At 47.0% G+C, this 23,795-nt stretch carries 21 protein-coding genes; all 21 read left to right on the top strand.

The window, feature by feature from the left end:
* Window positions 1-34 precede the first annotated feature (34 nt).
* The 21 genes from P7M01_RS03450 to lpxC all read left to right on the top strand — a co-directional run bounded on the left by P7M01_RS03450 (window position 35) and on the right by lpxC (window position 23,763).
* Window positions 35-1,111: a PhoH family protein gene (locus P7M01_RS03450; RefSeq protein WP_317483000.1), complete on the top strand. Its 1,077-nt coding sequence runs from the start codon at window positions 35-37 to the stop codon at window positions 1,109-1,111.
* A 38-nt stretch (window positions 1,112-1,149) separates the two neighbouring features.
* Window positions 1,150-1,617 carry an rRNA maturation RNase YbeY gene (gene ybeY, locus P7M01_RS03455; RefSeq protein ID WP_317483001.1) on the top strand — a complete coding sequence of 156 codons (468 nt, stop codon included), beginning with the start codon at window positions 1,150-1,152 and terminating at the stop codon, window positions 1,615-1,617.
* The gene (locus P7M01_RS03460) at window positions 1,617-3,470 is read left to right on the top strand and encodes a GNAT family N-acetyltransferase (protein WP_394853428.1); all 1,854 of its coding nucleotides are present in this window, start codon (window positions 1,617-1,619) and stop codon (window positions 3,468-3,470) included. The genes ybeY and P7M01_RS03460 overlap by 1 nt, the downstream gene beginning before the upstream one ends.
* Before the next feature lie 42 nt (window positions 3,471-3,512).
* Window positions 3,513-3,683 carry a DUF5363 domain-containing protein gene (locus P7M01_RS03465; RefSeq protein WP_317478952.1) on the top strand — a complete coding sequence of 57 codons (171 nt, stop codon included), beginning with the start codon at window positions 3,513-3,515 and terminating at the stop codon, window positions 3,681-3,683.
* A 117-nt stretch (window positions 3,684-3,800) separates the two neighbouring features.
* On the top strand, window positions 3,801-5,321 hold the full coding sequence (locus tag P7M01_RS03470; RefSeq protein WP_317479965.1) for a carbon starvation CstA family protein: 1,521 nt from the start codon (window positions 3,801-3,803) through the stop codon (window positions 5,319-5,321).
* Window positions 5,322-5,553: 232 nt separating this feature from the next.
* Window positions 5,554-6,012 carry a division/cell wall cluster transcriptional repressor MraZ gene (gene mraZ / locus P7M01_RS03475; protein ID WP_202936923.1) on the top strand — a complete coding sequence of 153 codons (459 nt, stop codon included), beginning with the start codon at window positions 5,554-5,556 and terminating at the stop codon, window positions 6,010-6,012.
* Between the two features lie 145 nt (window positions 6,013-6,157).
* The gene (rsmH, locus tag P7M01_RS03480; RefSeq protein WP_317483003.1) at window positions 6,158-7,123 is read left to right on the top strand and encodes a 16S rRNA (cytosine(1402)-N(4))-methyltransferase RsmH; all 966 of its coding nucleotides are present in this window, start codon (window positions 6,158-6,160) and stop codon (window positions 7,121-7,123) included.
* Window positions 7,123-7,455: a cell division protein FtsL gene (gene ftsL, locus P7M01_RS03485; protein ID WP_202937798.1), complete on the top strand. Its 333-nt coding sequence runs from the start codon at window positions 7,123-7,125 to the stop codon at window positions 7,453-7,455. Before rsmH ends, ftsL begins: the two co-directional genes overlap by 1 nt.
* Window positions 7,455-9,320 carry a peptidoglycan glycosyltransferase FtsI gene (ftsI, locus tag P7M01_RS03490; protein WP_202936925.1) on the top strand — a complete coding sequence of 622 codons (1,866 nt, stop codon included), beginning with the start codon at window positions 7,455-7,457 and terminating at the stop codon, window positions 9,318-9,320. The genes ftsL and ftsI overlap by 1 nt, the downstream gene beginning before the upstream one ends.
* 9 nt (window positions 9,321-9,329) lie before the next feature.
* Window positions 9,330-10,796, top strand: a complete 1,467-nt coding sequence (gene murE, locus P7M01_RS03495) for a UDP-N-acetylmuramoyl-L-alanyl-D-glutamate--2,6-diaminopimelate ligase (protein WP_317483004.1) — start codon at window positions 9,330-9,332, stop codon at window positions 10,794-10,796.
* Window positions 10,797-12,242 (top strand): UDP-N-acetylmuramoyl-tripeptide--D-alanyl-D-alanine ligase, encoded by a 1,446-nt coding sequence (gene murF / locus P7M01_RS03500; RefSeq protein ID WP_317483005.1) that lies wholly within the window; start codon window positions 10,797-10,799, stop codon window positions 12,240-12,242.
* Between the two features lie 7 nt (window positions 12,243-12,249).
* Window positions 12,250-13,332 carry a phospho-N-acetylmuramoyl-pentapeptide-transferase gene (gene mraY / locus P7M01_RS03505; protein WP_202936928.1) on the top strand — a complete coding sequence of 361 codons (1,083 nt, stop codon included), beginning with the start codon at window positions 12,250-12,252 and terminating at the stop codon, window positions 13,330-13,332.
* Window positions 13,333-13,369: 37 nt separating this feature from the next.
* On the top strand, window positions 13,370-14,686 hold the full coding sequence (gene murD, locus P7M01_RS03510; RefSeq protein ID WP_317483006.1) for a UDP-N-acetylmuramoyl-L-alanine--D-glutamate ligase: 1,317 nt from the start codon (window positions 13,370-13,372) through the stop codon (window positions 14,684-14,686).
* A 13-nt stretch (window positions 14,687-14,699) separates the two neighbouring features.
* On the top strand, window positions 14,700-15,890 hold the full coding sequence (ftsW, locus tag P7M01_RS03515; RefSeq protein WP_317475076.1) for a putative lipid II flippase FtsW: 1,191 nt from the start codon (window positions 14,700-14,702) through the stop codon (window positions 15,888-15,890).
* Between the two features lie 17 nt (window positions 15,891-15,907).
* On the top strand, window positions 15,908-16,972 hold the full coding sequence (gene murG, locus P7M01_RS03520) for an undecaprenyldiphospho-muramoylpentapeptide beta-N-acetylglucosaminyltransferase (RefSeq protein WP_317483007.1): 1,065 nt from the start codon (window positions 15,908-15,910) through the stop codon (window positions 16,970-16,972).
* An 18-nt stretch (window positions 16,973-16,990) separates the two neighbouring features.
* On the top strand, window positions 16,991-18,421 hold the full coding sequence (gene murC / locus P7M01_RS03525) for a UDP-N-acetylmuramate--L-alanine ligase (RefSeq protein WP_202936932.1): 1,431 nt from the start codon (window positions 16,991-16,993) through the stop codon (window positions 18,419-18,421).
* 89 nt (window positions 18,422-18,510) lie between these two features.
* Window positions 18,511-19,434, top strand: coding sequence for a D-alanine--D-alanine ligase (locus tag P7M01_RS03530; RefSeq protein ID WP_317483008.1), 924 nt, complete (start codon window positions 18,511-18,513; stop codon window positions 19,432-19,434).
* Window positions 19,434-20,204, top strand: coding sequence for a cell division protein FtsQ/DivIB (locus P7M01_RS03535; protein ID WP_202936934.1), 771 nt, complete (start codon window positions 19,434-19,436; stop codon window positions 20,202-20,204). Before P7M01_RS03530 ends, P7M01_RS03535 begins: the two co-directional genes overlap by 1 nt.
* Before the next feature lie 10 nt (window positions 20,205-20,214).
* Complete coding sequence (gene ftsA / locus P7M01_RS03540) at window positions 20,215-21,507, top strand: cell division protein FtsA (RefSeq protein ID WP_317483009.1); 1,293 nt, start codon at window positions 20,215-20,217, stop codon at window positions 21,505-21,507.
* Window positions 21,508-21,590: 83 nt separating this feature from the next.
* Entirely contained in the window at window positions 21,591-22,802 is a 1,212-nt protein-coding gene (ftsZ, locus tag P7M01_RS03545; protein ID WP_317476409.1) for a cell division protein FtsZ, read from the top strand.
* Window positions 22,803-22,845: 43 nt separating this feature from the next.
* Complete coding sequence (gene lpxC, locus P7M01_RS03550; protein ID WP_202936937.1) at window positions 22,846-23,763, top strand: UDP-3-O-acyl-N-acetylglucosamine deacetylase; 918 nt, start codon at window positions 22,846-22,848, stop codon at window positions 23,761-23,763.
* The last annotated feature ends 32 nt before the right edge of the window (window positions 23,764-23,795 follow it).

Raw genomic sequence — 23,795 nt, forward strand, 5'->3', positions numbered from 1 at the left:
GCGGGCGATCCCGATATCAATTAAGGACATAAACTTGACAACGCCACAGCAAGAAGGATTTACGCTCTCTCCCGAAGATAATCACCGGCTTCAAGCGCTTTGCGGAGCGTTCGACGATAATCTCAAACTCATTGAAAAAGAATTTAATCTCCGCATTTCTCGCCGGAATTTTCATTTCGGCATTCAATCCGCCGACCAACCGACAAAGCCTCATCACGCCAAACTGATTCAAAATGCTGCGAAATTGATTCAGCATTTGTATGCGGAAACGGCGCCGGTGCGCGGCAAAATTAAAGAGTTGGATCTTAATGATATTCATCTTGCGATTCAGGAAAGCCGCATGTTAAGTCAGACGACGGAAGACGAGCGCGCGGAAAGCAAGGTATACGGCACCACGATTAAAACCAAACGCGGGCTGATTAAACCGCGCGGTAAAAATCAGATTGAATATCTGCATAATATTTTAACCCACGATATCAGTTTCGGTATCGGGCCGGCGGGCACCGGCAAGACTTTTCTCGCCGTAGCGGCGGCGGTGGAAGCCTTGGAACGCCAGGAAATCCGCCGTATTTTGTTAACCCGTCCCGCCGTGGAAGCCGGCGAAAAACTGGGCTTTCTGCCGGGCGATCTGGGCTCCAAAATCGAACCTTATTTGCGCCCCTTATACGACGCCTTGTTCGAAATGCTCGGTTTTGAACGGGTGGAAAAGCTGATGGAACGTAATGTCATTGAAATTGCGCCGCTTGCTTATATGCGCGGTCGTACGTTGAACGACAGTTTTATTATTCTCGACGAAAGCCAAAATACCACTGTCGAACAAATGAAAATGTTCCTGACCCGAATTGGGTTTAATTCCAAAGCGGTGATTACCGGCGACGTAACCCAAGTGGACTTACCGCGCAGCCAGAAATCGGGCTTAAAACACGCCGTCGAAGTGTTATCCGAAGTGAAAGAATTAAGCTTTAATTACTTCGACAGCCAGGACATCGTTCGTCATCCGGTCGTCGCCAAAGTGGTTCAGGCCTACGAAAAATGGGAAGCGGAAGACGACGCGCGTAAGCAGAAAATCGCGGCGCAACGCCGTTTGGAACGCGAACAAGGCAATGAATAACCGCGGACGTATGATATACGCTCAGACGAGAAATATTTATGAATAATGTTATCATCGATCTCCAAATCGCTACCGAAAACAGCGAAAATCTGCCGACTCTCGAACAGTTTACCGTTTGGGCGACGCGTGCCGTTCGGGCGGAAGCGGTTGAGCCGGAAATTACCGTTCGTATTGTGGACGAAGCGGAAAGTCATCATTTAAATTTAACTTATCGCGGCAAAGATCGCCCGACCAACGTGTTGTCCTTTCCCTTTGAATGTCCCGACGAAGTGGAATTGCCGCTGCTTGGCGATTTGGTCGTTTGCCGCCAGGTTGTGGAACGGGAAGCGGAAGAGCAGGGCAAACCGTTATTGGCGCACTGGGCGCACATGGTGGTGCACGGCAGCCTGCATTTGCTCGGTTACGATCACATTGAAGAAGACGAAGCCGTCGAGATGGAAAGCCTGGAAACGAAAATTATGACGGAGCTGGGCTTTGCCGATCCTTATTCTTACGACGAAGTATGATGCAGCCGCGCCGTTTAACGTTAAAATTCGATCAAAATCCACCGCACTTTCCGCAAAATTTAAAGGAAAGTGCGGTCGTTTTATCGCCTGAAAATTTTAGTCAGGCCAAAAACCTGCTGGGGCGAGAATTTGATTGGATTTTGTATGACGGTCGAGCCGCGTTGAATTTAGACGCCCTGGCAATGGCGGTCGGCACGTTAAAAGCCGGTGGCGAACTGGTTTTATGGCTGGACAAAAACCGGCAAACGGATTCGGACAGCCGGCGTTGGTCAGGAGTAGAACAAGGGATTGCGACGCCGAATTTTGATCGTCATTTTTATCAGCTACTTGAACCGTTTCGCAAAGATATATTATATGCGCCTCTTCCTGAATGCGACGCAGAGCGGAACGAATTGCCACTCCGGGCGACGAATCGGCAATCGGCAATCATCAATCAAATTCTGCGGCAAAAATCCGATCTTTATATTATCAGCGCCAAACGCGGACGGGGAAAATCGGCATTGGCGGGTTTTCTGGTAAAAAAACTTCGTGAAGCGGGCAACCCGACCCTGCGCTTAACTGCGCCGAATAAAAGTGCGGTCAAAATTTTGCAAGATTTTGCAGGCGAAGCGCCGAATTTTATCGCGCCTGACGATTTGATCCGGCAAATCAACGACGATCCCAGCCGATTCGCCGAAGATTGGCTGTTTATCGATGAAGCGGCGATGTTGCCGTTGCCGTCGTTATTTCAATTGATTTCCGCTTTTAAGCATATTGTCATCACGACGACCGTTCACAGTTACGAAGGAACGGGCCGAGGATTTTTGCTGAAATTCCTGGCCAATCTTCACCGCACTTTTCAGCATTTTCAGTTAACCCGCCCCATGCGTTGGCGTGAAGATGACAGGCTGGAGCCTTTTATCGACGAATTGTTGCTGCTGGAATGCGAAGATAATCTTGTGCAGCCGGGTTTTTCGCCGCAAAGTGCGGTCAAAATTCGACAAGTTTTTCAGTCTGAAATCGTTGCCCGCATTCGGGATTTTTACGGTTTGCTGACTTTGGCGCATTACCGCACTTCGCCGTTGGATTTGCGTCGTTTGTTTGATGCACCGAAACAGCGGTTTTGGCTGGCGGAAACGGATTCCGCCTTACTGGGCGGCATGTGGCTGGTGGAAGAGGGGTTGCAGGACGAACGGCTGATTCGGGATATTTGCGTGGGTTTGCGTCGTCCTAAAGGAAATTTGGCGGCGCAGAAATTGGCTCAGCAACAGAATGATTCCGCTTTTCTTGCGCTGAATTCTTTGCGCATTTCGCGAATTGCGGTACAACCCGCCTGGCAACGGCAAGGTTTAGGGCGGCAGTTAGTCGCGCATTTGTTGCAAAATTGTGCGGCGGATTTTGTTTCCGTCAGTTTTGGTTATACGCCGGAATTGGCGGGTTTTTGGCAAAAGTGCGGGTTTATTTTGGTGCATTTGGGGGAAAGTCGGGAAGCGAGCAGCGGTTGTTATTCGGCGATTGCGTTGAAAGGAATTTCGGTTGCCGGGCTGGCATTGGTTCGGCGTGCGGAACTGGATTTTAAACGGAATTTTTCGCTCGGTTTTCATCCTTTGCGCGCGGATTTTGATTTTCCGCCGTGCTGGCAATATAGTCCGCAGGATGAAGTACATTTGAAAAACTTCGCGGAAAATCACCGTACTTTAGCGGCGACAGTGCCGGCAATTCGTCGTAAGTTGGCTTTGTCGGAGGCCTCGGATTATCCGGTTCTGGCTGATTTTTGCCGTCGGGAACAAGCGGATGTCGTACGCTGGAACGGCAAAAAGAACTGGCTTGTGCAATGTCGGCGGGAAGTGAAAAAAATGTTGAATTTTTGTTAGTTCATTCATAATATAAACCCGTTATCACAGCGGGAGGCGGGAATGAGCGAACAAAAAACATCACAAAACTGGTTTAAGTCTTTAGTGGAGAAATATGACCGATTTTGTCGCGAACTCGGGCTGGATTCGGGCGCTTGCCGTAGTTGTACGCCGATTGTCAAGACCGATGAACGGGGAAATATAATTAAAAACCCGCCGAAACAGACAAAATAATTTGAATAAGATCACATTTTTGATTTTTCCGTTCAAGGATCGTCAAAATCTCATTTACTTCTTTTTAACCACTTCATACAATATGCCCGGTTTTTTTATTTATCTAAGGATATTTGTATGTTGTGGTTTTTTATTTGCGTAGCGATTTTACTTTTGGGCTATTGGCTTTACAGTAAAGTCGTCGAAAAAATCTTCGTGATTAATCCGGAACGTAAAACGCCGGCCTATTCCATGGGCGACGGAGTGGATTACGTGCCGATGTCTAAAAATAAAATCTGGCTGATTCAATTATTGAATATTGCCGGAACCGGACCGATTTTCGGGCCGATTTTGGGGGCGTTATACGGACCGGTGGCAATGCTGTGGATTGTTTTCGGCTGCGTTTTTGCCGGAGCGGTGCACGATTATTTCAGCGGTATGCTGAGTATTCGTAACGGCGGCGCCAACATTCCTTTCCTGGCGGGGAAATATCTCGGTCGTCCGGCAAAACATTTTATGAACTTTATTGCGATTTTACTGCTTCTGTTAGTAGGCGTGGTGTTCGTAGCAAGTCCGGCGTCATTATTAACCAATATTACCAACGATTTAATGACATCCGGCGGTGTCGGAGCAGCGGCGGTGAATGATGAAGCCGGTGCCAGCAATACCAATATTCTGATGATATGGACCGCCATCATCTTTATTTATTACATCCTGGCGACATTGGTGCCGATTGACAAAATTATCGGCCGAATTTATCCGATTTTCGGCGGCTTATTAATGTTTATGACGTTAGGAATGCTATTCGGTTTATTTTTTGAAGGGATTCCGCTTTTCCGTACGATTACGACGGAATTAGGTCATGATGTGACGCTGGCGGATTTCTTTGCCAATTTACATCCGAAGGAAGGCACTCCGCTTTGGCCGTTATTGTTTGTTACCATTGCCTGTGGCGCGGTTTCCGGTTTTCATGCCACTCAATCCCCGTTGATGGCGCGTTGTACCCAAAATGAAAAAGAAGGTCGCTTCATTTTCTACGGTGCAATGATTGGTGAAGGCGTGATTGCGTTAATTTGGTGTATGGTCGGTTTAAGTTTTTATGACGACCAGGCGTCTTTACTGGAAGCTTTGAAAGGTACGCCTTCTAAAGTGGTTTATGATTCGGCCATCGGTATGCTCGGCGTATTTGGCGGCATTTTAGCGGTATTAGGCGTGGTGGTATTACCAATCACATCCGGCGACACCGCATTCCGTGCGGCACGTTTGTTAATCGCGGATTTCTTCAAATTCGAACAACGTTCACTGATAAAACGTTTGACGATTGCCATTCCGTTATTCGCTATCGGCTTCTGGGTATCTACCGTGGACTTCCAGGTATTATGGCGTTACTTCGGTTGGGCGAACCAAACCACAGCGATGGTGATGTTATGGACGGCTTCCGCTTATTTATTCCGTCACCAAAAATTCCACTGGATCACAACGATCCCGGCAATTTTCATGACTTTGGTTTGTTCCACTTATATCGCCAATGCCCCAATCGGCTTCGGTTTGTCTTATGACGTGTCCGTTTGGGTTGGCGTGGCAACCACTGCGGTGGCGCTGATTTCTTTCCTTGTGTTCTTAAAACCGATTCCGAAAGATCAACAGGAAAACGATTAACTTCGTAAAAAACTTCTTTAAAATTGACCGCACTTTATGCAAATAAAGTGCGGTTTTTTATCCGTAATTTTTCTACGGATTTTTCTTTTTTCCGTATTAATCGCTTGCAACTTCATCAATCAATCTATAGAATGGCAAATAAGTGGTAAAAAGTGGCGTTTTGTGGAGATATTTGGATTTTATCTGCAAAAACAGCGCAAAAAGTTAACTTGGCGAGATTTTTGAGGTACCCATGTTCCGTGGAGCTTCGGCGATAAATTTAGATGCAAAGGGACGTTTAGCGATCCCGACGCGTTATCGTCCCGAGATCCTGGATCAAAATCAAGGTCAACTGGTTTGTACCGTTGACATCCGCCAGCCTTGCTTGCTGCTTTATCCTTTATCCGAATGGGAAATGATTGAACAAAAGTTGTTATCACTGGCAAATTTTGATCCGGCTTTGCGTAGTTTGCAACGAGTTATGTTAGGGTACGCTACCGAATGTGCGCTAGACAGCGCGGGGCGGATTCTGCTGAGCGAGCCGTTACGCCAACGGGCAAAATTAGAAAAAAATATTATGTTGGTGGGACAACTCAATAAATTCGAGATTTGGTCGGAATCCGAATGGAACGCCCAAATTGAACAGGACATGGTATTAGGATCCAGCGCTGAATTCGCCTTGTCCGACGCATTAAAAACGCTGTCATTATAAATTCAACAACAGCGGCACTAGCAAACTAGCGTGATAGCTAGATAAAAAAGATAAACGGCGAGTTATCGCCGCTTTATCTCATCTGACGTTCATTAATGAGTTCGTCATTCGATTTTTAAAATTCATTTTATTTTGTGGTTTATTTATGAGCGAGCGCAATACTTTTTCTCATCCTGAACACGCCACTGTTTTACTTCATGAAGCAGTGCAGGGTTTAGCGTTGAAAGATCAAGGTATTTACATTGACGCCACCTTCGGGCGCGGCGGTCATTCGCGCTTAATCCTCTCCAAACTTTCTCCGAACGGGCGTCTTATCGGCGTCGATCGCGATCCTCGGGCCGTTGCCGAAGCAAAAAAAATTCAAGATTCGCGTTTTCAAATTGAACACAACAGTTTCTCTGCAATTCCCGAAATTTGCGAAAAATACGGGTTAATCGGCAAAATTGACGGTATTTTGCTTGATCTCGGCGTATCTTCACCGCAATTGGACGACGCAGAACGCGGTTTTAGTTTTATGAAAGACGGACCGCTGGACATGCGAATGGACACCACTAAAGGTTTGTCCGCGGCGGAATGGCTGGCGCAAGTGAACGAAGATGACTTAGCCTGGGTGCTCAAAACCTTCGGTGAAGAACGTTTTGCCAAACGCATTGCCGCCGCGATCGTGAATTACAATAAAAGTGCGGTAGAAAAAAACGAAGAAATTCTTCACCGCACTTTACAGCTGGCGGAACTGATTTCCAATTCCGTACCTTTCAAGGACAAACACAAACATCCGGCAACCCGCTCTTTTCAGGCAATCCGTATTTTTATCAATTCCGAATTGGAAGAACTGGAAAGTGTTTTGCAATCGGCGCTGACCGTTTTGGCGCCGCAAGGTCGTTTATCCGTCATCAGCTTTCATTCGCTGGAAGATCGAATGGTGAAACGTTTCATGCGTAAACAAAGTCGGGGGGAACAGCTTCCGAAAGGCTTGCCGTTGCGTGAAGACCAGATTCAACGTCATTGCACATTAAGAACGATCGGCAAATCCATCCGGCCCGGTGAACGGGAAATTGCCATGAATCCCCGTTCACGCAGTGCCGTGTTAAGAATAGCGGAGAAATTATGATGTCTGATCAACCGTTATTAAACAGTGAACGTTATCCGTTGCAGGATTTAATTATTCAGGATTTATGCGAACTGAATAAAACCGTTATCGCATTGATTTTAGCGATAACCTGTACCGCTATCGGCACGGTTTGGATTACTCATCAAACACGTATGCTGGTGGCGGAGAAAGGCGAATTAGTGTTTGAAAAACAAGCACTTGAGAATGAATTTGTTAATTTGAAACTGGAAGAAACTACACTAAGCGACAACACCCGCATTGAAGCGATCTCGACGGTGAAACTAGGAATGAAACGTGTAGAACCTGAACAAGAAGTGGTGATTTTAGAATAATGGTCAAATTTAATTCAACACGACAACGTACCAATCCTAAAAAAACGGTGAAAAAACCGGCGGTTTCTTCATCCGTGGGCAGCGGTGCGAAACTGAATAAGCCGAAGGTAACCTTTGAAAAGAGTTTCTTGAAAGCGCGTTATCATTGGGTGGTGGGTTTCGTTTGTTTCGGTCTTTTTGCGTTAATTGCGCGCGCGGCTTTCGTACAGACGATCAATGTGGAAACCTTCAGCAACGAAGCGGATAAACGTTCGTTACGTACGTTAACAATCGAATCGGCCCGCGGTTCAATTTTAGACCGCAACGGACAAATGCTTTCGGTGAGCGTGCCGATGCATGCGATTACTATCGATCCGAAAGTGATTCTGGACGAACATTCTCTGGACGATCGCGAGCGCTGGACCGCTTTAGCGGACAGTTTGGGCTTGCGATATAAAGATATTGCTGCAAAAATTCAGGCGAAACCCCGTTCCCGCTTTGAATATCTTGCCCGTCAGGTCCCGCCGAGCGTTGCCGACTATGTGAAAAAATTAAAAATCCCCGGCGTGATGTTAGTGAGCGATTTCCGCCGTTTCTATCCTCGCGCGGAGGAAACCGCTCATTTAATCGGTTTCACCGACGTGGACAATAAAGGGATTGAGGGAATTGAAAAGAGCTTTAACTCATTATTACTCGGTAAATCCGGTTCGCGTACTTATCGCAAAGATAAACAGGGTAAAATCGTCGAAGAAATCGCCGATATTAAAAAATACGAAGCGCATAATGTGACGTTGAGTATCGATGAAAAATTGCAGTCTATGGTTTATCGCGAAATTAAACGCGCGGTGGCGGAAAATAACGCAACGTCCGGTACCGCCGTCTTGGTTGACGTACGTACGGGCGAAGTGTTGGCAATGGTTAACGCACCTTCCTATAATCCGAACAAACGTACCGGCGTATCGGAAGATTTAATGCGTAACAAAGCGGTTACCGATACTTTTGAACCGGGTTCTACGGTAAAACCTTTCGTCGTTTTGACCGCACTTCAACGCGGCGCCGTACATCGCGGCGAAATCATCAACACCGGACCTTTGGTATTGAACGGTCATGAAATTAAAGACGTTGCGCCACGCAATCAGCAAACGTTGGATGAAATTCTGGAAAACTCCTCAAACCGTGGGGTCAGCCGGCTTGCCTTGCGCATGCCGCCTTCCGCATTAATGGAAACTTACCAAAACGCCGGTTTAGGCAAATCGACGGATTTGGGTTTAGGCGGCGAACAGGCGGGATATTTAAACGCCAATCGTAAACGTTGGGCGGATATCGAACGCGCAAACGTTGCCTACGGTTACGGTATTAATGCGACGCCGTTGCAAATCGCCCGCGCTTATGTCACTTTAGGCAGCTTCGGCATTTATCGTCCGTTATCCATTACCAAAGTGGATCCGCCGGTGATTGGCAACCGCGTTTTTTCTGAAAAAATTACCCGTGACGTGGTTGGCATGATGGAAAAAGTGGCGATTAAAAATAAACGCGCCATGGTAGACGGTTATCGCGTCGCCATCAAAACCGGTACGGCGAAAAAATTGGAAAAAGGCCGTTATGTCGATAAATACATGGCTTACACCGCAGGACTTGCGCCGGCAACGGATCCGCGTTTCGCTTTGGTGATTTTAATTGATGATCCGAAAGCCGGACAATATTACGGCGGCGCCGTGTCCGCACCGGTATTTTCCAGCATTATGGGTTATGCTTTGCGAGCCTATAACATTACGCCGGATGCCGAGCCTTCCGAGCAAAATGCGAAAATCACAAGACGCGTGGTGCGTTTGAGTCAACAACCTAAACTGGATTCGCAACAATCACCGATGCAGCAACAAAATTAATAAAAAACGATGAAAAATTTGACCGCACTTTTGGGGCTTAACCGCCCCGAATTAGAAGGTATTCAACTTACGGAAATGTGTTTAGACAGCCGATCGATTAAGACTGGCTGTCTTTTCGTTGCAATAAAAGGCCACAATGTTGACGGCAGACGGTTTATTTCTGCCGCGATCGAGCGCAATGCCGCAGCGGTTTTGGCGGAATGCGAGGATGCGCGCGAACATTTGCAACTGCGTTTCGAACGCAATATTCCCGTCATTTCTTATTTCAATCTTCCCGAACATTTATCGGAAATCGCCGATAAATTTTACGACAGTCCGTCTCAACGCCTGCAGTTAATCGGTGTGACCGGCACGAACGGCAAAACGACCGTTGCCCAGTTATTGGCGCAATGGGCGCAGATTTTAGGGAAGACGCCCGCCGTGATGGGAACGATCGGAAACGGCTTGCTGGGACAGGTTCATCCAGCCGTCAACACGACCGGTTCGGCCATTGAAGTCCAATCTTCATTAGCGAATTTTATCGAACAGGGCGCGAATTTTGCCGCCATTGAAGTGTCTTCCCACGGTTTGGTGCAAAAACGAATTGAGGCGTTAAAATTTGCAGCGGTGGTTTTCACCAATTTAAGCCGTGATCATTTGGATTATCACGGCACCATGGCGGCTTATGCGGACGCTAAAAAGCGTTTGTTCACCGAATTGCCGTCGCAATATCAAATTATCAATGCGGACGATGAAATCGGTCGGGCATGGTTGCAGGAATTGCCGGATGCGGTGGCGGTCAGTTGTGATCCCGATTTTCAACCGCAACAAAAAAACTGGCTGAAATCGACCGCACTTTCCTTTACCGGTCACGGCGCCGAGATTGAATTCGCTTCCGCTTGGGGCGACGGCAAGTTGGAAAGCCGGCTTATCGGCGCTTTTAATGTGAGCAATTTATTACTTGTGTTGGCAACGTTGCTGGCTTTAGGGTATCCTTTACAGATTTTAATCCGCACGGCTTCGCAACTTCGCGGCATTTGCGGCCGCATGGAAATGATTACGGCGGCCGGTAAACCTACGGTGATGGTGGATTATGCCCATACGCCGGATGCCTTGGAGAAAGCCCTGGCGGCGGCACGCATTCATTGTACGGGCGAACTTTGGTGCATTTTCGGCTGCGGCGGTGATCGCGATAGCGGAAAACGTCCGATGATGGCGAAAGTCGCCGAGCGTTTCGCCGATCGAATTATCATCACCGACGATAATCCCCGCACGGAAGCGCCGGCCAAAATTGTGGCGGATATCACTGCCGGCTTTGAACAATTACAAAACGTGCAAATTATTCATGCCCGTGAAGCGGCTATCCGCACGGCAATTCAATGTGCGGCGGAAAATGATGTGATTTTAATTGCCGGTAAAGGGCATGAAGATTACCAAATTGTCGGAAAAGAAAAGCATCATTTTTCCGATCAGGAAACAGCAAAGAAATATTTATAAATGATTAGATTACAAACAAAAAAACTGGCGGAAATTCTAAACGGCAGATTGATCGGCGATGGAAATGCGGTGGTCGAGGCCGTGAGCACGGATACGCGTCAGCCGACGCAAAAGGGTTTATTTTTCGCCTTAAAAGGTGAAAAATTTGATGCTCATGATTATTTGCCGTCTGCGGTGGAGCAAGGCAACGCGGCGGTTGTGGTGGATCATGTCTGTGAAATTGACGTTCCACAAATTGTGGTTGCCGATACCCGTTTAGCGCTGGGCCGTTTGGCTCAGTGGTTGAAAGCGGAGCTGAAACCATTAACCGTTGCGATGACCGGTTCTTCCGGCAAAACGACGGTAAAAGAGATGACGGCGTCGATTTTGCAACAGACGGCACGGAAAAGTGCGGTCAAAAATCGTGAAGTTTTTTTTAACGATAATGGCGGGCACGAGCAAACCGATTCCGCCGATGCCGTTTTGTTTACGCAGGGAAATTTCAATAACGATATCGGCGTGCCGTTAACCTTGCTTCGTCTGGAACCGAAACATCGTTTTGCGGTGATTGAACTGGGCGCAAATCACGCCGGCGAAATCGATTACACCACGAAATTAGTGCGTCCTGATGTGGCGTTGATTAATAATATTGCGCTGGCGCATTTGGAAGGTTTCGGTTCGCTGGACGGCGTGGCGCGGGCAAAAGGCGAAATTTACCGAGGCTTGCCCGAAGACGGGATTGCGGTGGTGAATTTGGATTGCCATTATTTGCCGTTATGGGGAAAAGAAATCGGCGGACGTCAGGTGCGGTCGTTTTCCGCCGCGAACGGTCGGGCGGATTATTGGGCGGATAACGTTCGGATGACGGAATCCGGTTCCGCTTTCACGTTGCATAGTCCCGCCGGTTCGATTGATATCAATCTGCCGTATTTAGGCGCGCACAATATCGGTAACGCCTTGGCGGCAACGGCGCTGGCTATGAATGTCGGCGCCGAATTGGCGGATGTGAAAGCGGGACTGGAGCAACGTTCGCCGGTGAAAGGACGGTTATTTCCCATTGAACCCTGCAAAAATTTATTATTGCTGGACGATACCTATAACGCCAATGTGGATTCGCTGAAATCGGCAATTGATGTGTTGAAAAATTATAAGGCGTTTCGTATTTTGGCCGTGGGCGATATGGCGGAACTGGGCGAAAACAGCCGGGAATGTCATCAGCAGGTGGCGGATTATGCCAAAGCGGCGAATTTGGATTGCGTTGCCAGTTTCGGGCGGAAATCCGCCGTCATTGCCCAGGCCTGTCGCGGGATTCATTTCACCGATAAAACCGGAATGGCGCATTATTTAGCCGAACTCATTGATGATAAATTGAAGAATAATCAACAGGTTGTGGTGTTGGCAAAAGGATCGCGCAGTCAAAAAATGGAAGATGTGATTGCAATTTTAAAGCAAAAATTTGAAGGATAATCAAAAAATGTTAGTTTGGCTTGCCTCTTTTTTAGAACAGTATTTTAGTAGTTTTCATGTGATTTCTTACTTGACTGTGCGCGCCGTTTTGTCGCTGCTGACCGCTTTGTTATTGTCGCTTTGGATTGGTCCGAAAATGATCCGTCGTTTGCAGATTTTTAAATTCGGTCAGGAAGTGCGTAATGACGGGCCGGAAAGCCATTTTCAGAAGCGCGGTACGCCGACTATGGGCGGTATTATGATCCTTGCTACGATTACCGTCAGTTCATTGCTGTGGAGCGATTTGTCCAATCCGTATATCTGGTGCAGTTTGTTCGTATTATTGGGCTATGGCGCCATCGGCTTTGTGGATGATTACCGCAAAATCAAATATAAAAATACCGATGGTTTGATTGCCCGCTGGAAATATTTTTGGTTATCCGCCGTGGCGTTCGTCGCCGTGTTTGCCATGTATATGATCGGTAAAGATACCGATGCGACGCGCTTAGTGGTGCCGTTCTTTAAAGATATTATGCCGCAGTTGGGACTGTTTTACATTGTGCTGGCTTATTTCGTAATTGTCGGTACCAGTAACGCCGTGAATTTAACCGACGGTTTAGACGGTTTGGCCATTATGCCGACGGTTTTTGTCGCCGGCGCATTTGCGATTATCGCCTGGGCGACGGGGAACGTTGAAATTTCTAAATATCTTTATATTCCTTATGTCAGTCACACTTCCGAACTGGTGATTTTCTGTACGGCTATTGTCGGTGCCGGCTTGGGATTTCTGTGGTTCAATACTTATCCCGCACAAGTCTTTATGGGCGATGTGGGCTCTTTGGCACTGGGCGGCGCATTAGGCACCATTGCCGTTTTGGTTCGTCAGGAATTTCTGTTGGTGATCATGGGCGGCGTGTTCGTAATGGAAACCGTGTCGGTTATCTTACAGGTGGGTTCCTACAAATTACGTAAAAAACGTATTTTCCGCATGGCGCCGATTCATCATCATTACGAACTTAAAGGTTGGCCGGAACCGCGCGTGATTATCCGTTTCTGGATTATTTCATTGATGCTGGTATTACTGGGATTGGTTACGCTTAAACTCCGTTAGAACATCGTTAGACTAATTACCCTTAGGATATTTCCACATGGCAGAATATAAAAATAAAAAAGTCACCGTCATCGGATTAGGTAAAACAGGATTGTCCTGTGTCGATTTTTTGCTGAAAAAACAAGCGGATGTGCGCGTTATTGATACGCGGGAAAATCCGGCCGGGGCGGAAAAACTGAGTCCGAATATCCCGTTGCACAAGGGCGGTTTGAATCAGGATTGGCTGAACGCTAGCGATATGATTGTCATCAGCCCCGGTTTGGCGGTAAAAACGCCGGAAATTCAGACCGCACTTTCCGTCGGCGTGGAAGTGATCGGCGACATTGAGCTGTTTTGCCGCGAAGCCAACGAACAGGGAAAACCCGTGGTGGCGATTACCGGTTCAAACGGCAAAAGCACCGTGACGGCGTTGGTGACGGAAATGGCGAAAGCGGGCGGTTTACGCGTGGGAATGGGCGGCAATATCGGTATTCCGGCGCTGTCTTTATTAGAGACGGAATGCGATCTGTATGTGCTGGAATTATCCAGTTTCCAGCTGGAAACCACATTCAGCCTGAAGGCTGCGGCGGCAACGGTGTTAAATGTCACGGAAGATCATATGAACCGTTATGCGGATTTGGAAGATTACCGTCAGGCAAAACTGAAAATTTATCTGAACGCCGAAACCGCCGTGATCAATGCGGAAGATTCGTTAACTAAAGAAGATAATAAACAGAGCGCCAAACGGCAGCTCAGCTTCGGTGAAAATCATGCGGATTATTGGCTGAAAACGGAAAACGGTCGGCAATATTTAATGGCGCGGCAAGAGGTGATTCTGCCGTGCAGTGAAGTGAAAATTTCCGGTCGTCATAATTATATGAACGCATTGGCGTCGATTGCTCTGGCTCAGTCTGTCGGGGTAAAAACTCACGGAATTTTGACCGCACTTCGCACTTTCGGCGGTTTGGATCACCGTTTTCAATTGGCTCATTTCGCCGACGGCGTGCGCTGGATTAACGATTCTAAAGCGACTAATGTAGGCAGCACCGTGGCGGCGTTAACCGGTTTACATTTGGAAGGCAATTTACATTTACTGCTGGGCGGCGACGGTAAAGGCGCCGATTTCAGCGAATTGGAAAAATTGATTAATAAACCCGGAATTTTCTGTTACTGTTTCGGGCGGGACGGCGCGACACTGGCTAAGTTGTCGAATCAAAGCCGGTTGTTTGAAACCATGGAACAAGCCGTTAACGCAGTGCGATCTGCGTTAAAACCCGGCGATATGGTGTTGTTATCGCCGGCTTGCGCCAGCCTGGATCAGTTTGCTTCATTTGAAAAACGTGGGGAAGAATTCACGCGTTTAGCTAAATTATAGGATTGATGCGCGAATGCCATTTTTAACGAAATTCAAAGAAAATATGCAGCGTTGGACTACCATTACGCCGAGCAATCTGCTGTATGATCGCACGTTGTTGTGGTTATTCGTGATTTTGCTGTTTATCGGCTTTATTATGGTGACGTCCGCTTCAATTCCCGTAGGGACGCGAATTGAAAATAATCCTTTTCATTTTGCCGTTCGTGATGCGTTATACGTTTTTTTATCGTTTGTCACGTTTTATATTTTTCTGAAAATTCCGATGGAAAAATGGGAAGAGCGCTATTTTCTGGTGTTTCTTATTGCTATTGTGTTGCTGCTGGCGGTTGCGATTCCGGGAATTGGGAAAACCATTAACGGCGCGCGCCGTTGGATTCCTATCGGTATTTTTAATTTTCAGCCGGCGGAATTCGCTAAATTAGCGCTCATTTGTTTTCTTTCCAGTTATTTTACCCGCCGTTATGACGAAGTGCGGTCAAAAAAACTCAGTGCGTTCAAGCCGTTGCTGGTGATGGGCTTATTCGGTGTGTTGTTATTGTTGCAGCCGGATTTGGGTAGTACGGTGGTGCTGTTTGTTATCACTTTCGGTTTGTTGTTCATTGCCGGCGCTCACATCATGCAGTTCGTGGGATTAATCGGTATCGGCGCGTTTTTATTCGTCGTGCTGGTGCTGTCTTCCGCTTATCGTATGAAGCGGATTACCGGTTTTATGGATCCGTTCAAAGACCCTTACGGCACCGGGTTTCAACTTTCAAATTCGTTAATGGCTTTCGGACGCGGCGAATTTAGCGGCGAAGGCTTGGGGAATTCCATTCAGAAATTGGAATATTTGCCGGAAGCCCATACGGACTTTGTGATGGCGGTAGTGGGCGAAGAATTCGGTTTCTTAGGTATCGCGGTTATCGTATTTTTACTTTCCGCGTTGGTGTTCCGTGCAATGAAAATCGGCCGCGAGTCTTTGCAGTTGGAACAACGCTTTAAAGGCTTTTTTGCTTTCGGTATCAGCTTTTGGATTTTCTTTCAGGGATTCGTTAATTTAGGTATGGCGTTAGGGTTGTTACCGACCAAAGGCTTAACTTTCCCGCTGGTCAGTTATGGTGGTTCCAGTTTAATCATTATGACAATCAGTATTGCGGTGTTGATTCGAATCGATCATGAGAACCGCTTAATGCGCGGCGGACATGCACGCTTACGAGATGATTAAACTTAAAAGAGATAACCATGAATAAAAAATTATTGGTAATGGCTGGCGGTACTGGCGGACACGTATTCCCAGCCATTGCTGTAGCGCAACAATTACAACAACAAGGTTGGGAAGTTCAATGGCTTGGCACGGCGGACAGAATGGAAGCTCAGCTGGTGCCGAAACACGGGATTAAAATTAATTTTATCCAGATTTCCGGTTTGCGCGGTAAAGGCTTGTTCGCATTGCTTAAAGCGCCCTTTGCCATATTTCGTGCGGTGCTGCAGGCGAGTAAAATTATTAAACAATATCAACCTCATGCGGTGCTCGGTATGGGCGGATACGTTTCCGGTCCGGGCGGAATTGCGGCGAAATTATGCGGTGTGCCCATTATTTTGCATGAACAAAATGCGGTGGCGGGCTTGACCAACGTTTGGTTGTCGAAAATAGCCAAACGCACGCTACAGGCGTTTCCGAGCGCATTTCCTCAGGCGGAAGTGGTCGGCAATCCGGTGCGTCAATCTTTATACGCGGAACTGTTGCCGGAACAGCGTTATGCCGAACGCACAGGAAAATTGCGCCTGCTGGTTGTGGGCGGAAGCCAGGGGGCGCGCGTGTTAAATCAAAATGTGCCGCCGATGGTTGCCCGTTTAACCGATAAACTGGATGTACGTCATCAAGTGGGCGCCGGAAATGTGGAAAATGTGACCGCACTTTACCAAAAACTGGGGGTGGACACGAAAAGTGCGGTCAAAATTACGGAGTTTTTTGACGATATGGCCGCCGCCTACGCTTGGGCGGATTTAGTGATTTGCCGTTCGGGGGCGTTAACGGTGTGCGAGCTGGCCGCCGTCGGCACGCCTGCTATTTTTGTTCCGTTTCAGCATAAAGATCGTCAGCAATTCCTCAATGCAAAATATCTGGCCGATGTCGGCGCGGCAAAAATTGTCGAACAGGCTGACCTAAGCCCCGAAGTTTTGGTAAACTTAGTGGATAATTTGGATCGCGCAATTTTGTGCGAGATGGCGATGAAGGCGAAGTCCATGGCAACGCCGTTAGCGGCGAAGCGCGTCGCGGATGTAATTATTGAAAATGCTAATTAAAACAATGAGATAAATATAATGAAGAAAAGACAGGATAAAATCAGACAAATGGTGCCGGGTATGCGTCGTGTGCGTCAGATTCACTTTGTGGGAATCGGCGGCGCGGGAATGGGCGGTATTGCCGAAGTACTTTTAAATGAAGGCTACGACATTACCGGTTCCGATATTGCGGAAAATGCCGTGACCAGCCGTTTGTCTTCTCTGGGCGCCAAAATTTTTATCGGGCATGCGGCCTCAAACGTTGAAAAAGCCAGCGTCGTGGTGGTATCGAGTGCCATTAAACCCGATAATGTTGAAGTGGTTGCCGCTCATGAGAAACGGATTCCTGTTATTCAGCGCGCGCAAATGTTGGCGGAACTTATGCGTTTCCGTCACGGTATCGCCATTGCCGGCACGCACGGTAAAACCACTACCACGGCGATGATTTCGATGATTTATACCCAGGCGGGGCTGGATCCTACTTTTGTCAACGGCGGACTGGTTAAATCGGCGGGAACCAACGCTTATCTCGGTGCGAGCCGTTATTTGATTGCAGAAGCGGACGAAAGCGACGCATCGTTTCTGCATTTACAGCCGATGGTATCCGTGGTGACAAATATCGAGCCGGATCATATGGATACTTACCATGGCGACTTTGATGAAATGAAACGTACTTATGTGAACTTTTTGCATAATTTGCCGTTCTATGGTTTAGCCGTGATGTGTGCGGACGACGCCGTATTAATGGAATTGGTACCGCAAGTAGGGCGCCAGGTGATTACTTACGGTTTCAGCGATAAAGCCGATTATCGTATTGAAAATTATGAACAAACCGGCTTTCAAGGACATTATGACGTGATTACGCCGACAGGCGAACGCATTCATATTTTGTTAAATGTGCCCGGTAAGCATAATGCGCTGAACGCCACGGCGGCGTTGATTGTGGCAAAAGAAGAAGGCATTGAAAACGAAGCGATTTTAGCCGCACTTGCGGATTTCCAGGGTGCGGGACGTCGTTTCGATCAGCTTGGCGAATTTATTCGTCCGAACGGCAAAGTCATGTTAGTGGATGATTATGGACATCATCCTACGGAAGTGGGCGTAACGATTCAGGCGGCGCGTTCGGGCTGGGAAAATAAACGTGTAGTGATGGTTTTTCAACCGCACCGTTACAGTCGTACCCGTGATCTTTTTGATGATTTTGTCCGCGTGCTTTCGCAGGTGGATGTACTTATTTTGTTGGACGTGTATCCGGCGGGCGAACAACCGATTGCGGGAGCGGATAGCCGTTCCTTGGCGCGTTCAATTCGTAATTTAGGTAAAGTGGATCCGATTTTTGTCGCGGATCACGCGCAATTATCGGAAGTGATTGATCAGATTATTCAGGACGGCGATTTAATTTTGGCGCAAGGCGCGGGAAATGTCAGTCGTTTGTCCCGTAATTTGGTGGAACATTGGACGAGAGCGTAACGCCGGCGACGCGGAATTCTCCGCGCTTTAAGATAACCCGTAATCATGTGGCATAAACCGAGGGTTTATGCGGAGTTTGGACAGAAAGAATGAAACCATTAAAACAACAAAAAATTGCCGTATTATTAGGCGGAACCGCATCGGAACGAGAAGTGTCGTTAAATTCGGGAGCGGCGGTATTGGAAGCGTTGCGTTCGCAAGGATACGACGCGCATCCGGTAGATCCGAAAGAAACATCCGTCGCCCGTTTGAAAGAACAGGGATTTGATCGCGCCTTTAATATTTTACACGGACGCGGCGGCGAAGACGGCGTGATTCAGGGCGTATTGGAACAAATCGGATTGCCGTATACCGGTTGCGGCGTGATGACTTCCGCATTAACGATGGACAAAATGCGTACCAAAATGTTGTGGAAAGGCTTCGGTTTGCCGATTGCCGATATGGAAATTGTGACAAAATCGACCGCACTTTCCTTGGATCCGCAAGCCGTTGTGTCGCGTTTAGGCTTGCCGTTAATGGTGAAACCGTCGCGCGAAGGGTCAAGTGTCGGGTTAACCAAAGTGGATTCGGCGGATAAATTAAAAAGTGCGGTCGATTTTGCCTTAGAATTTGACGATATTGTTTTGATTGAAGAATGGTTATCCGGCGATGAATTAACCGTTCCCGTACTAGGCGGTGAAGTGTTGCCGGCGGTGCAAATTGTGCCGGAAGGCGAATTTTACGATTATAATGCGAAATATATTTCCGATAATACCCAATACATTTGTCCGATGCCGATGAGCGACGAGCGGTGGGAAGAATTGAAAAATCTGGTAAAACGCGCTTATGATGCGGTGGGATGTCGCGGTTGGAGCCGCATTGACGTTATGACGGATGCAAAAGGCAATTTCCGCCTGGTTGAAGTGAATACCACGCCGGGCATGACAAGTCACAGCTTGTTCCCGAAATCGGCGGCGACAGTGGGTTATTCCTTCGAAAAACTGGTTGAGAAAATTTTGGAGCTTAGCGTTTAATGGCAGTGATCAAACGCAAAAACACGGTCAAAAAAGCAAGGACTCATGATTTTAAGGCGCGCAGCCTGATTCAAGTGAAGCCCTTGCTTGTGTTATTATGCGTTGGCATATTGTATTATGCATATTCAAATTGGCAGAATTGGTTGGAAAAATTAGACGATAAACCGATCAGTTCTTTTGCTTTATTGGGTACGCCGAAATTTACCACGAATGCCGATGTGCGCGATCTTATTATTAAGATGGGCGACTTAAAAGGCTTTTTCGGGCAGGATGTGGATAAAGTACGCGAGCAAATTCAGTCTATGCCCTGGGTGAAAGGCGCAGTGGTACGTAAAATCTGGCCGGACAGACTGAGTATTTTTGTGTCCGAATATACGCCGATTGCTTATTGGAATGACGATCGGTTTCTTTCCAGTGACGGTGCGGTATTTAAATTGCCGTTAGAAAAATTGAAACAAAAAGATATGCCGCGTTTATTCGGGCCGGATTATCAGAGCGCAGTGGTGTGGGATGCCTGGAATAAGATTTTTAACGAACTAAAAACGAAAAATTTAAATTTAAAATCCGTTGCAATTGATGAACGCGGTTCTTGGGATATCACATTGGATAACGATATTACCTTAAAATTGGGACGTGGCGAATGGAAATCGAAAATTGATCGGTTTGTCACGATTTATCCGCAAATTGAAGTACCTGAAAATAAACGCATTAATTATGTGGATTTGCGTTATAAAGTCGGGGCGGCAGTGAATTTTATAGAGATAAATTAGGCGAAGTAACATGGCAAAAATTGTGGAATCAAAAACTATCGTTGGGTTAGAAGTAGGCACGACCAAAGTGGTCGCGGTAGTCGGTGAAGTACTACCCGATGGTGTGGTGAATGTGTTAGGGGTGGGCAGTAGTCCGTCAAAAGGCATTGATAAAGGCAGTATTACGGATTTATCCGCCGTGGTGAGTTCTATTCAACGCGCCATTGAAAATGCGGAATCGGTGGCGGATTGCCAGATTGTATCCGTGACATTGGCCATCACCGGCGAACATATTCAGAGTTTCAACGAAAGCGGCTTTGTGCCTATTGCCAACGGCGAAGTGACGCAAGATGAAATTGATTCCGCCATGCACACGGCAAGTTCGGTCAAACTGCCTGACGGTTTGTCGTTATTACATGTTATTCCGCAAGAATTCGCCGTAGATAAGCAACACAATATAAAAAGTCCGCTCGGTTTACAAGGCGTGCGTTTGAAAGCGCAGGCGCATTTGATCGGCTGTCAGCAGGCATGGTTGACCAATTTACAAAAAGCCGTGGAAAGCTGCGGGTTAAAGGTTGATGACGTCGTATTTTCCGGTTTGGCTTCAACTTATTCCGTATTAACCGAAGACGAAAAAGACCTCGGCGTCTGTATGATTGACTTTGGCGGCGGTTCCATGGATATTATGGTTTATACCAACGGTGCGTTGCGTTACAGCAAAGTGGTACCTTACGGCGGTAATGATATTACGGATTTTGTGGCGCAGAGTTTAACGACTTCACGCAATGAAGCGGAGAGTATTAAAATTAATTACGGAAGTGCGGTCAATCCGTCGCAAGAATTAGTTGAACATTTTGCTAAGACGAAGGTCGAAGTAGCAGGACTGGGCGGAACGTCGTCCCGTACATTCACGAAAGCGCAAATTGTTGACGTCACGTCAAAATGTTACGGTGATTTATTAAAAGTTATACAAAACGAGTTGATTAATTTACGCAACGACCTGACCGTAAAAGGCATTAAGCATGATTTGATCGCCGGTGTAGTGTTAACCGGCGGCGGTGCGCAAATGGATGATGTTGCGAAATGCGCAACGGATATTTTCGGTTTACACGTTAGAGTCGGCAGCCCGCTGAATATTACGGGGTTAACCGATTACGTAAATAAACCTCAATATGCTACGGTATTAGGATTATTGCAGTATACTCATCACAATGATGAAGAAACAAAACCTATTTTTGGCAGTGTGAATGACGAAGATAGTCTTTTAGGCTCGATTTGGAGTAAAATTAAAAAAATTGGCAATAAAGTGCGGTCAGAATTTTGATATTTTGTAATTTTCATCTACAATAGGAAGAATTTCAGAATAATTTACGTGCTAGCCCTGTTTAGCATTGACGGAGAGTATAAATGTTTGAACCTGTACAATATGATTTTGATGATGAAGTGGGTCGCACGCTGATCAAAGTGGTTGGTGTCGGCGGTGGCGGCGGTAATGCCGTAAACCATATGGTTGAACAAATGGTTCAGCAAGGTGGTGAGTTTGTAGGCGAAAGCATCTATACCAATGATGAACATGGTGAGATTATTTTCTATGCCATCAATACTGACGCCCAGGCGTTACGCAAAAGCAAGGTTCAACAAACAGTTCAAATCGGGGCGGAAACAACCCGCGGTCTTGGTGCCGGCGCAAATCCGAATATCGGACAAAAAGCGGCGGAAGAAGATAAAGACGCAATTCGTTCAATGTTAGAAGGTGCCGATATGGTATTCATCGCAACGGGTATGGGCGGTGGTACCGGTACAGGGGCGGCACCAATCGTTGCACAGGTTGCGAAAGAATTAGGTATTCTCACCGTAGCGGTCGTGACAAAACCGTTCTCGTTCGAAGGGAAAAAACGGATGTCATTTGCGGAACAAGGCATTAAAGCGCTTTCTCAATATGTTGACTCATTGATTGTGATTCCTAATGAGAAGTTGAAGAAGGTTCTGCCGAAAGGCGCCTCTTTATTGGATGCCTTTGCTGCGGTTAATAATGTATTACGCAATGCGGTAACCGGTATTTCGGATATGATCACAACGCCTGGTATGGTTAACGTGGACTTCGCGGATGTGCGAGCGGTGATGTCCGAAATGGGCCGTGCCATGATGGGAACGGGTATTGCACAAGGTGAAAAAGACAGCGGTCGCGCAGAAAAAGCTGCGAACGAAGCGGTGGCCAGTCCGTTATTGGAAGATGTGGATTTAACCGGTGCGCGCGGTGTTATTGTCAACATTTTATCCGGTCTGGATTTGACTTTAGATGAATATGAAACAATCGGTGATACGATTAAATCGTTTGCTTCGGATGAAGCGACTGTAATTGTGGGTACCAGTCTGAATCCTGAAATGACTGACGAAATTCGCGTTACGATTGTAGCGACGGGTATCGGAGCAAATGAAGAACCGACGGCACAGTTGGCGCCGGTTGCTCGTTCGGTACAGGGCACGACAGCCAACGTTCAATCTGCTGCGGAAAATGTTGCTCAGACACAATCCGAACCAACCCCGGCTCGCCCGACTCAATTGGGCAATAATAACGATTTATTTAAACCTGCGTTTTTACGCGGAAACAACCAATAATCATGTTAATTCATAATCCTAAAGATTATGTAAGAGAAAATCTATGATTAAACAAAGAACATTAAAACAAAGCATTAAAGTGACAGGTGTTGGTCTGCACAGCGGTAATAAAGTTACCTTAAACTTACGCCCTGCAGCAGCTAATACGGGTGTTGTGTATTGCCGTACAGACTTAAATCCGCCGGTATCATTCCCGGCGGATGCTAAAGCCGTGCGCGATACGATGCTTTGTACGGCATTAGTGAATGACGAAGGCGTGCGTATTTCGACCGTCGAACATTTGAATGCAGCGTTGGCGGGTTTAGGCATTGATAACGTTATTATTGAAGTGGATGCGCCTGAAATCCCGATTATGGACGGCAGCGCAAGCCCGTTCGTTTACTTGCTTTTGGACGCAGGTATTGAAGAACAGGATGCGCCGAAGAAATTTATTCGTGTGAAGAAAAAAGTACGTGTTGAAGACGGTGATAAATGGGCGGAAATTTTGCCTTATAACGGTTTCCGTTTGAACTTTACGATTGACTTCAACCATCCGGCAATTACAAAGAATCTGAGCACTTACAGCCTTGATTTTTCAGCGCAGAAATTTGTACAACAAATCAGCCGGGCGCGAACTTTTGCTTTTATGAAAGATATTGAATATCTTCAATCACAGGGTTTGGCGTTGGGCGGAAGTTTAGACAACGCTATCGTGTTGGATAATTATCGCGTCTTAAATGAAGACGGTTTGCGCTTCAAAGACGAATTGGTTCGCCACAAAATGTTAGATTCTATCGGCGACTTGTTCATGTGCGGTTACAACATGATTGGTGAATTTAAAGCCTATAAGTCCGGTCACGGATTAAATAATAAGTTGCTTCGCGCTTTATTAGAAAATCAGGAAGCCTGGGAATTCGCCACATTTGAAGACAAAGAGAAGGTTCCGCAAGGTTATACTGTAGGCGCACAAGTCCTTATTTAATATTGATTAACGAAAAAAGCTATACTGAAAAG

Source organism: Exercitatus varius (assembly GCF_029577735.1).
Taxonomy (GTDB): domain Bacteria; phylum Pseudomonadota; class Gammaproteobacteria; order Enterobacterales; family Pasteurellaceae; genus Exercitatus; species Exercitatus varius.

What these genes read in the sequence shown, in the direction of transcription:
- murC (WP_202936932.1), top strand. Translation starts at nt 16,991, where the DNA reads ATGAAGAAAAGACAGGATAAAATCAGACAAATGGTGCCGGGTATGCGT.
- ftsL (WP_202937798.1), top strand. Translation starts at nt 7,123, where the DNA reads ATGTCTGATCAACCGTTATTAAACAGTGAACGTTATCCGTTGCAGGAT.
- murF (WP_317483005.1), top strand. Translation starts at nt 10,797, where the DNA reads ATGATTAGATTACAAACAAAAAAACTGGCGGAAATTCTAAACGGCAGA.
- murD (WP_317483006.1), top strand. Translation starts at nt 13,370, where the DNA reads ATGGCAGAATATAAAAATAAAAAAGTCACCGTCATCGGATTAGGTAAA.
- ftsA (WP_317483009.1), top strand. Translation starts at nt 20,215, where the DNA reads ATGGCAAAAATTGTGGAATCAAAAACTATCGTTGGGTTAGAAGTAGGC.
- ybeY (WP_317483001.1), top strand. Translation starts at nt 1,150, where the DNA reads ATGAATAATGTTATCATCGATCTCCAAATCGCTACCGAAAACAGCGAA.
- P7M01_RS03465 (WP_317478952.1), top strand. Translation starts at nt 3,513, where the DNA reads ATGAGCGAACAAAAAACATCACAAAACTGGTTTAAGTCTTTAGTGGAG.
- P7M01_RS03460 (WP_394853428.1), top strand. Translation starts at nt 1,617, where the DNA reads ATGCAGCCGCGCCGTTTAACGTTAAAATTCGATCAAAATCCACCGCAC.
- murG (WP_317483007.1), top strand. Translation starts at nt 15,908, where the DNA reads ATGAATAAAAAATTATTGGTAATGGCTGGCGGTACTGGCGGACACGTA.
- P7M01_RS03530 (WP_317483008.1), top strand. Translation starts at nt 18,511, where the DNA reads ATGAAACCATTAAAACAACAAAAAATTGCCGTATTATTAGGCGGAACC.
- rsmH (WP_317483003.1), top strand. Translation starts at nt 6,158, where the DNA reads ATGAGCGAGCGCAATACTTTTTCTCATCCTGAACACGCCACTGTTTTA.
- P7M01_RS03535 (WP_202936934.1), top strand. Translation starts at nt 19,434, where the DNA reads ATGGCAGTGATCAAACGCAAAAACACGGTCAAAAAAGCAAGGACTCAT.
- ftsZ (WP_317476409.1), top strand. Translation starts at nt 21,591, where the DNA reads ATGTTTGAACCTGTACAATATGATTTTGATGATGAAGTGGGTCGCACG.
- murE (WP_317483004.1), top strand. Translation starts at nt 9,330, where the DNA reads ATGAAAAATTTGACCGCACTTTTGGGGCTTAACCGCCCCGAATTAGAA.
- P7M01_RS03470 (WP_317479965.1), top strand. Translation starts at nt 3,801, where the DNA reads ATGTTGTGGTTTTTTATTTGCGTAGCGATTTTACTTTTGGGCTATTGG.
- mraZ (WP_202936923.1), top strand. Translation starts at nt 5,554, where the DNA reads ATGTTCCGTGGAGCTTCGGCGATAAATTTAGATGCAAAGGGACGTTTA.
- mraY (WP_202936928.1), top strand. Translation starts at nt 12,250, where the DNA reads ATGTTAGTTTGGCTTGCCTCTTTTTTAGAACAGTATTTTAGTAGTTTT.
- ftsW (WP_317475076.1), top strand. Translation starts at nt 14,700, where the DNA reads ATGCCATTTTTAACGAAATTCAAAGAAAATATGCAGCGTTGGACTACC.
- ftsI (WP_202936925.1), top strand. Translation starts at nt 7,455, where the DNA reads ATGGTCAAATTTAATTCAACACGACAACGTACCAATCCTAAAAAAACG.
- lpxC (WP_202936937.1), top strand. Translation starts at nt 22,846, where the DNA reads ATGATTAAACAAAGAACATTAAAACAAAGCATTAAAGTGACAGGTGTT.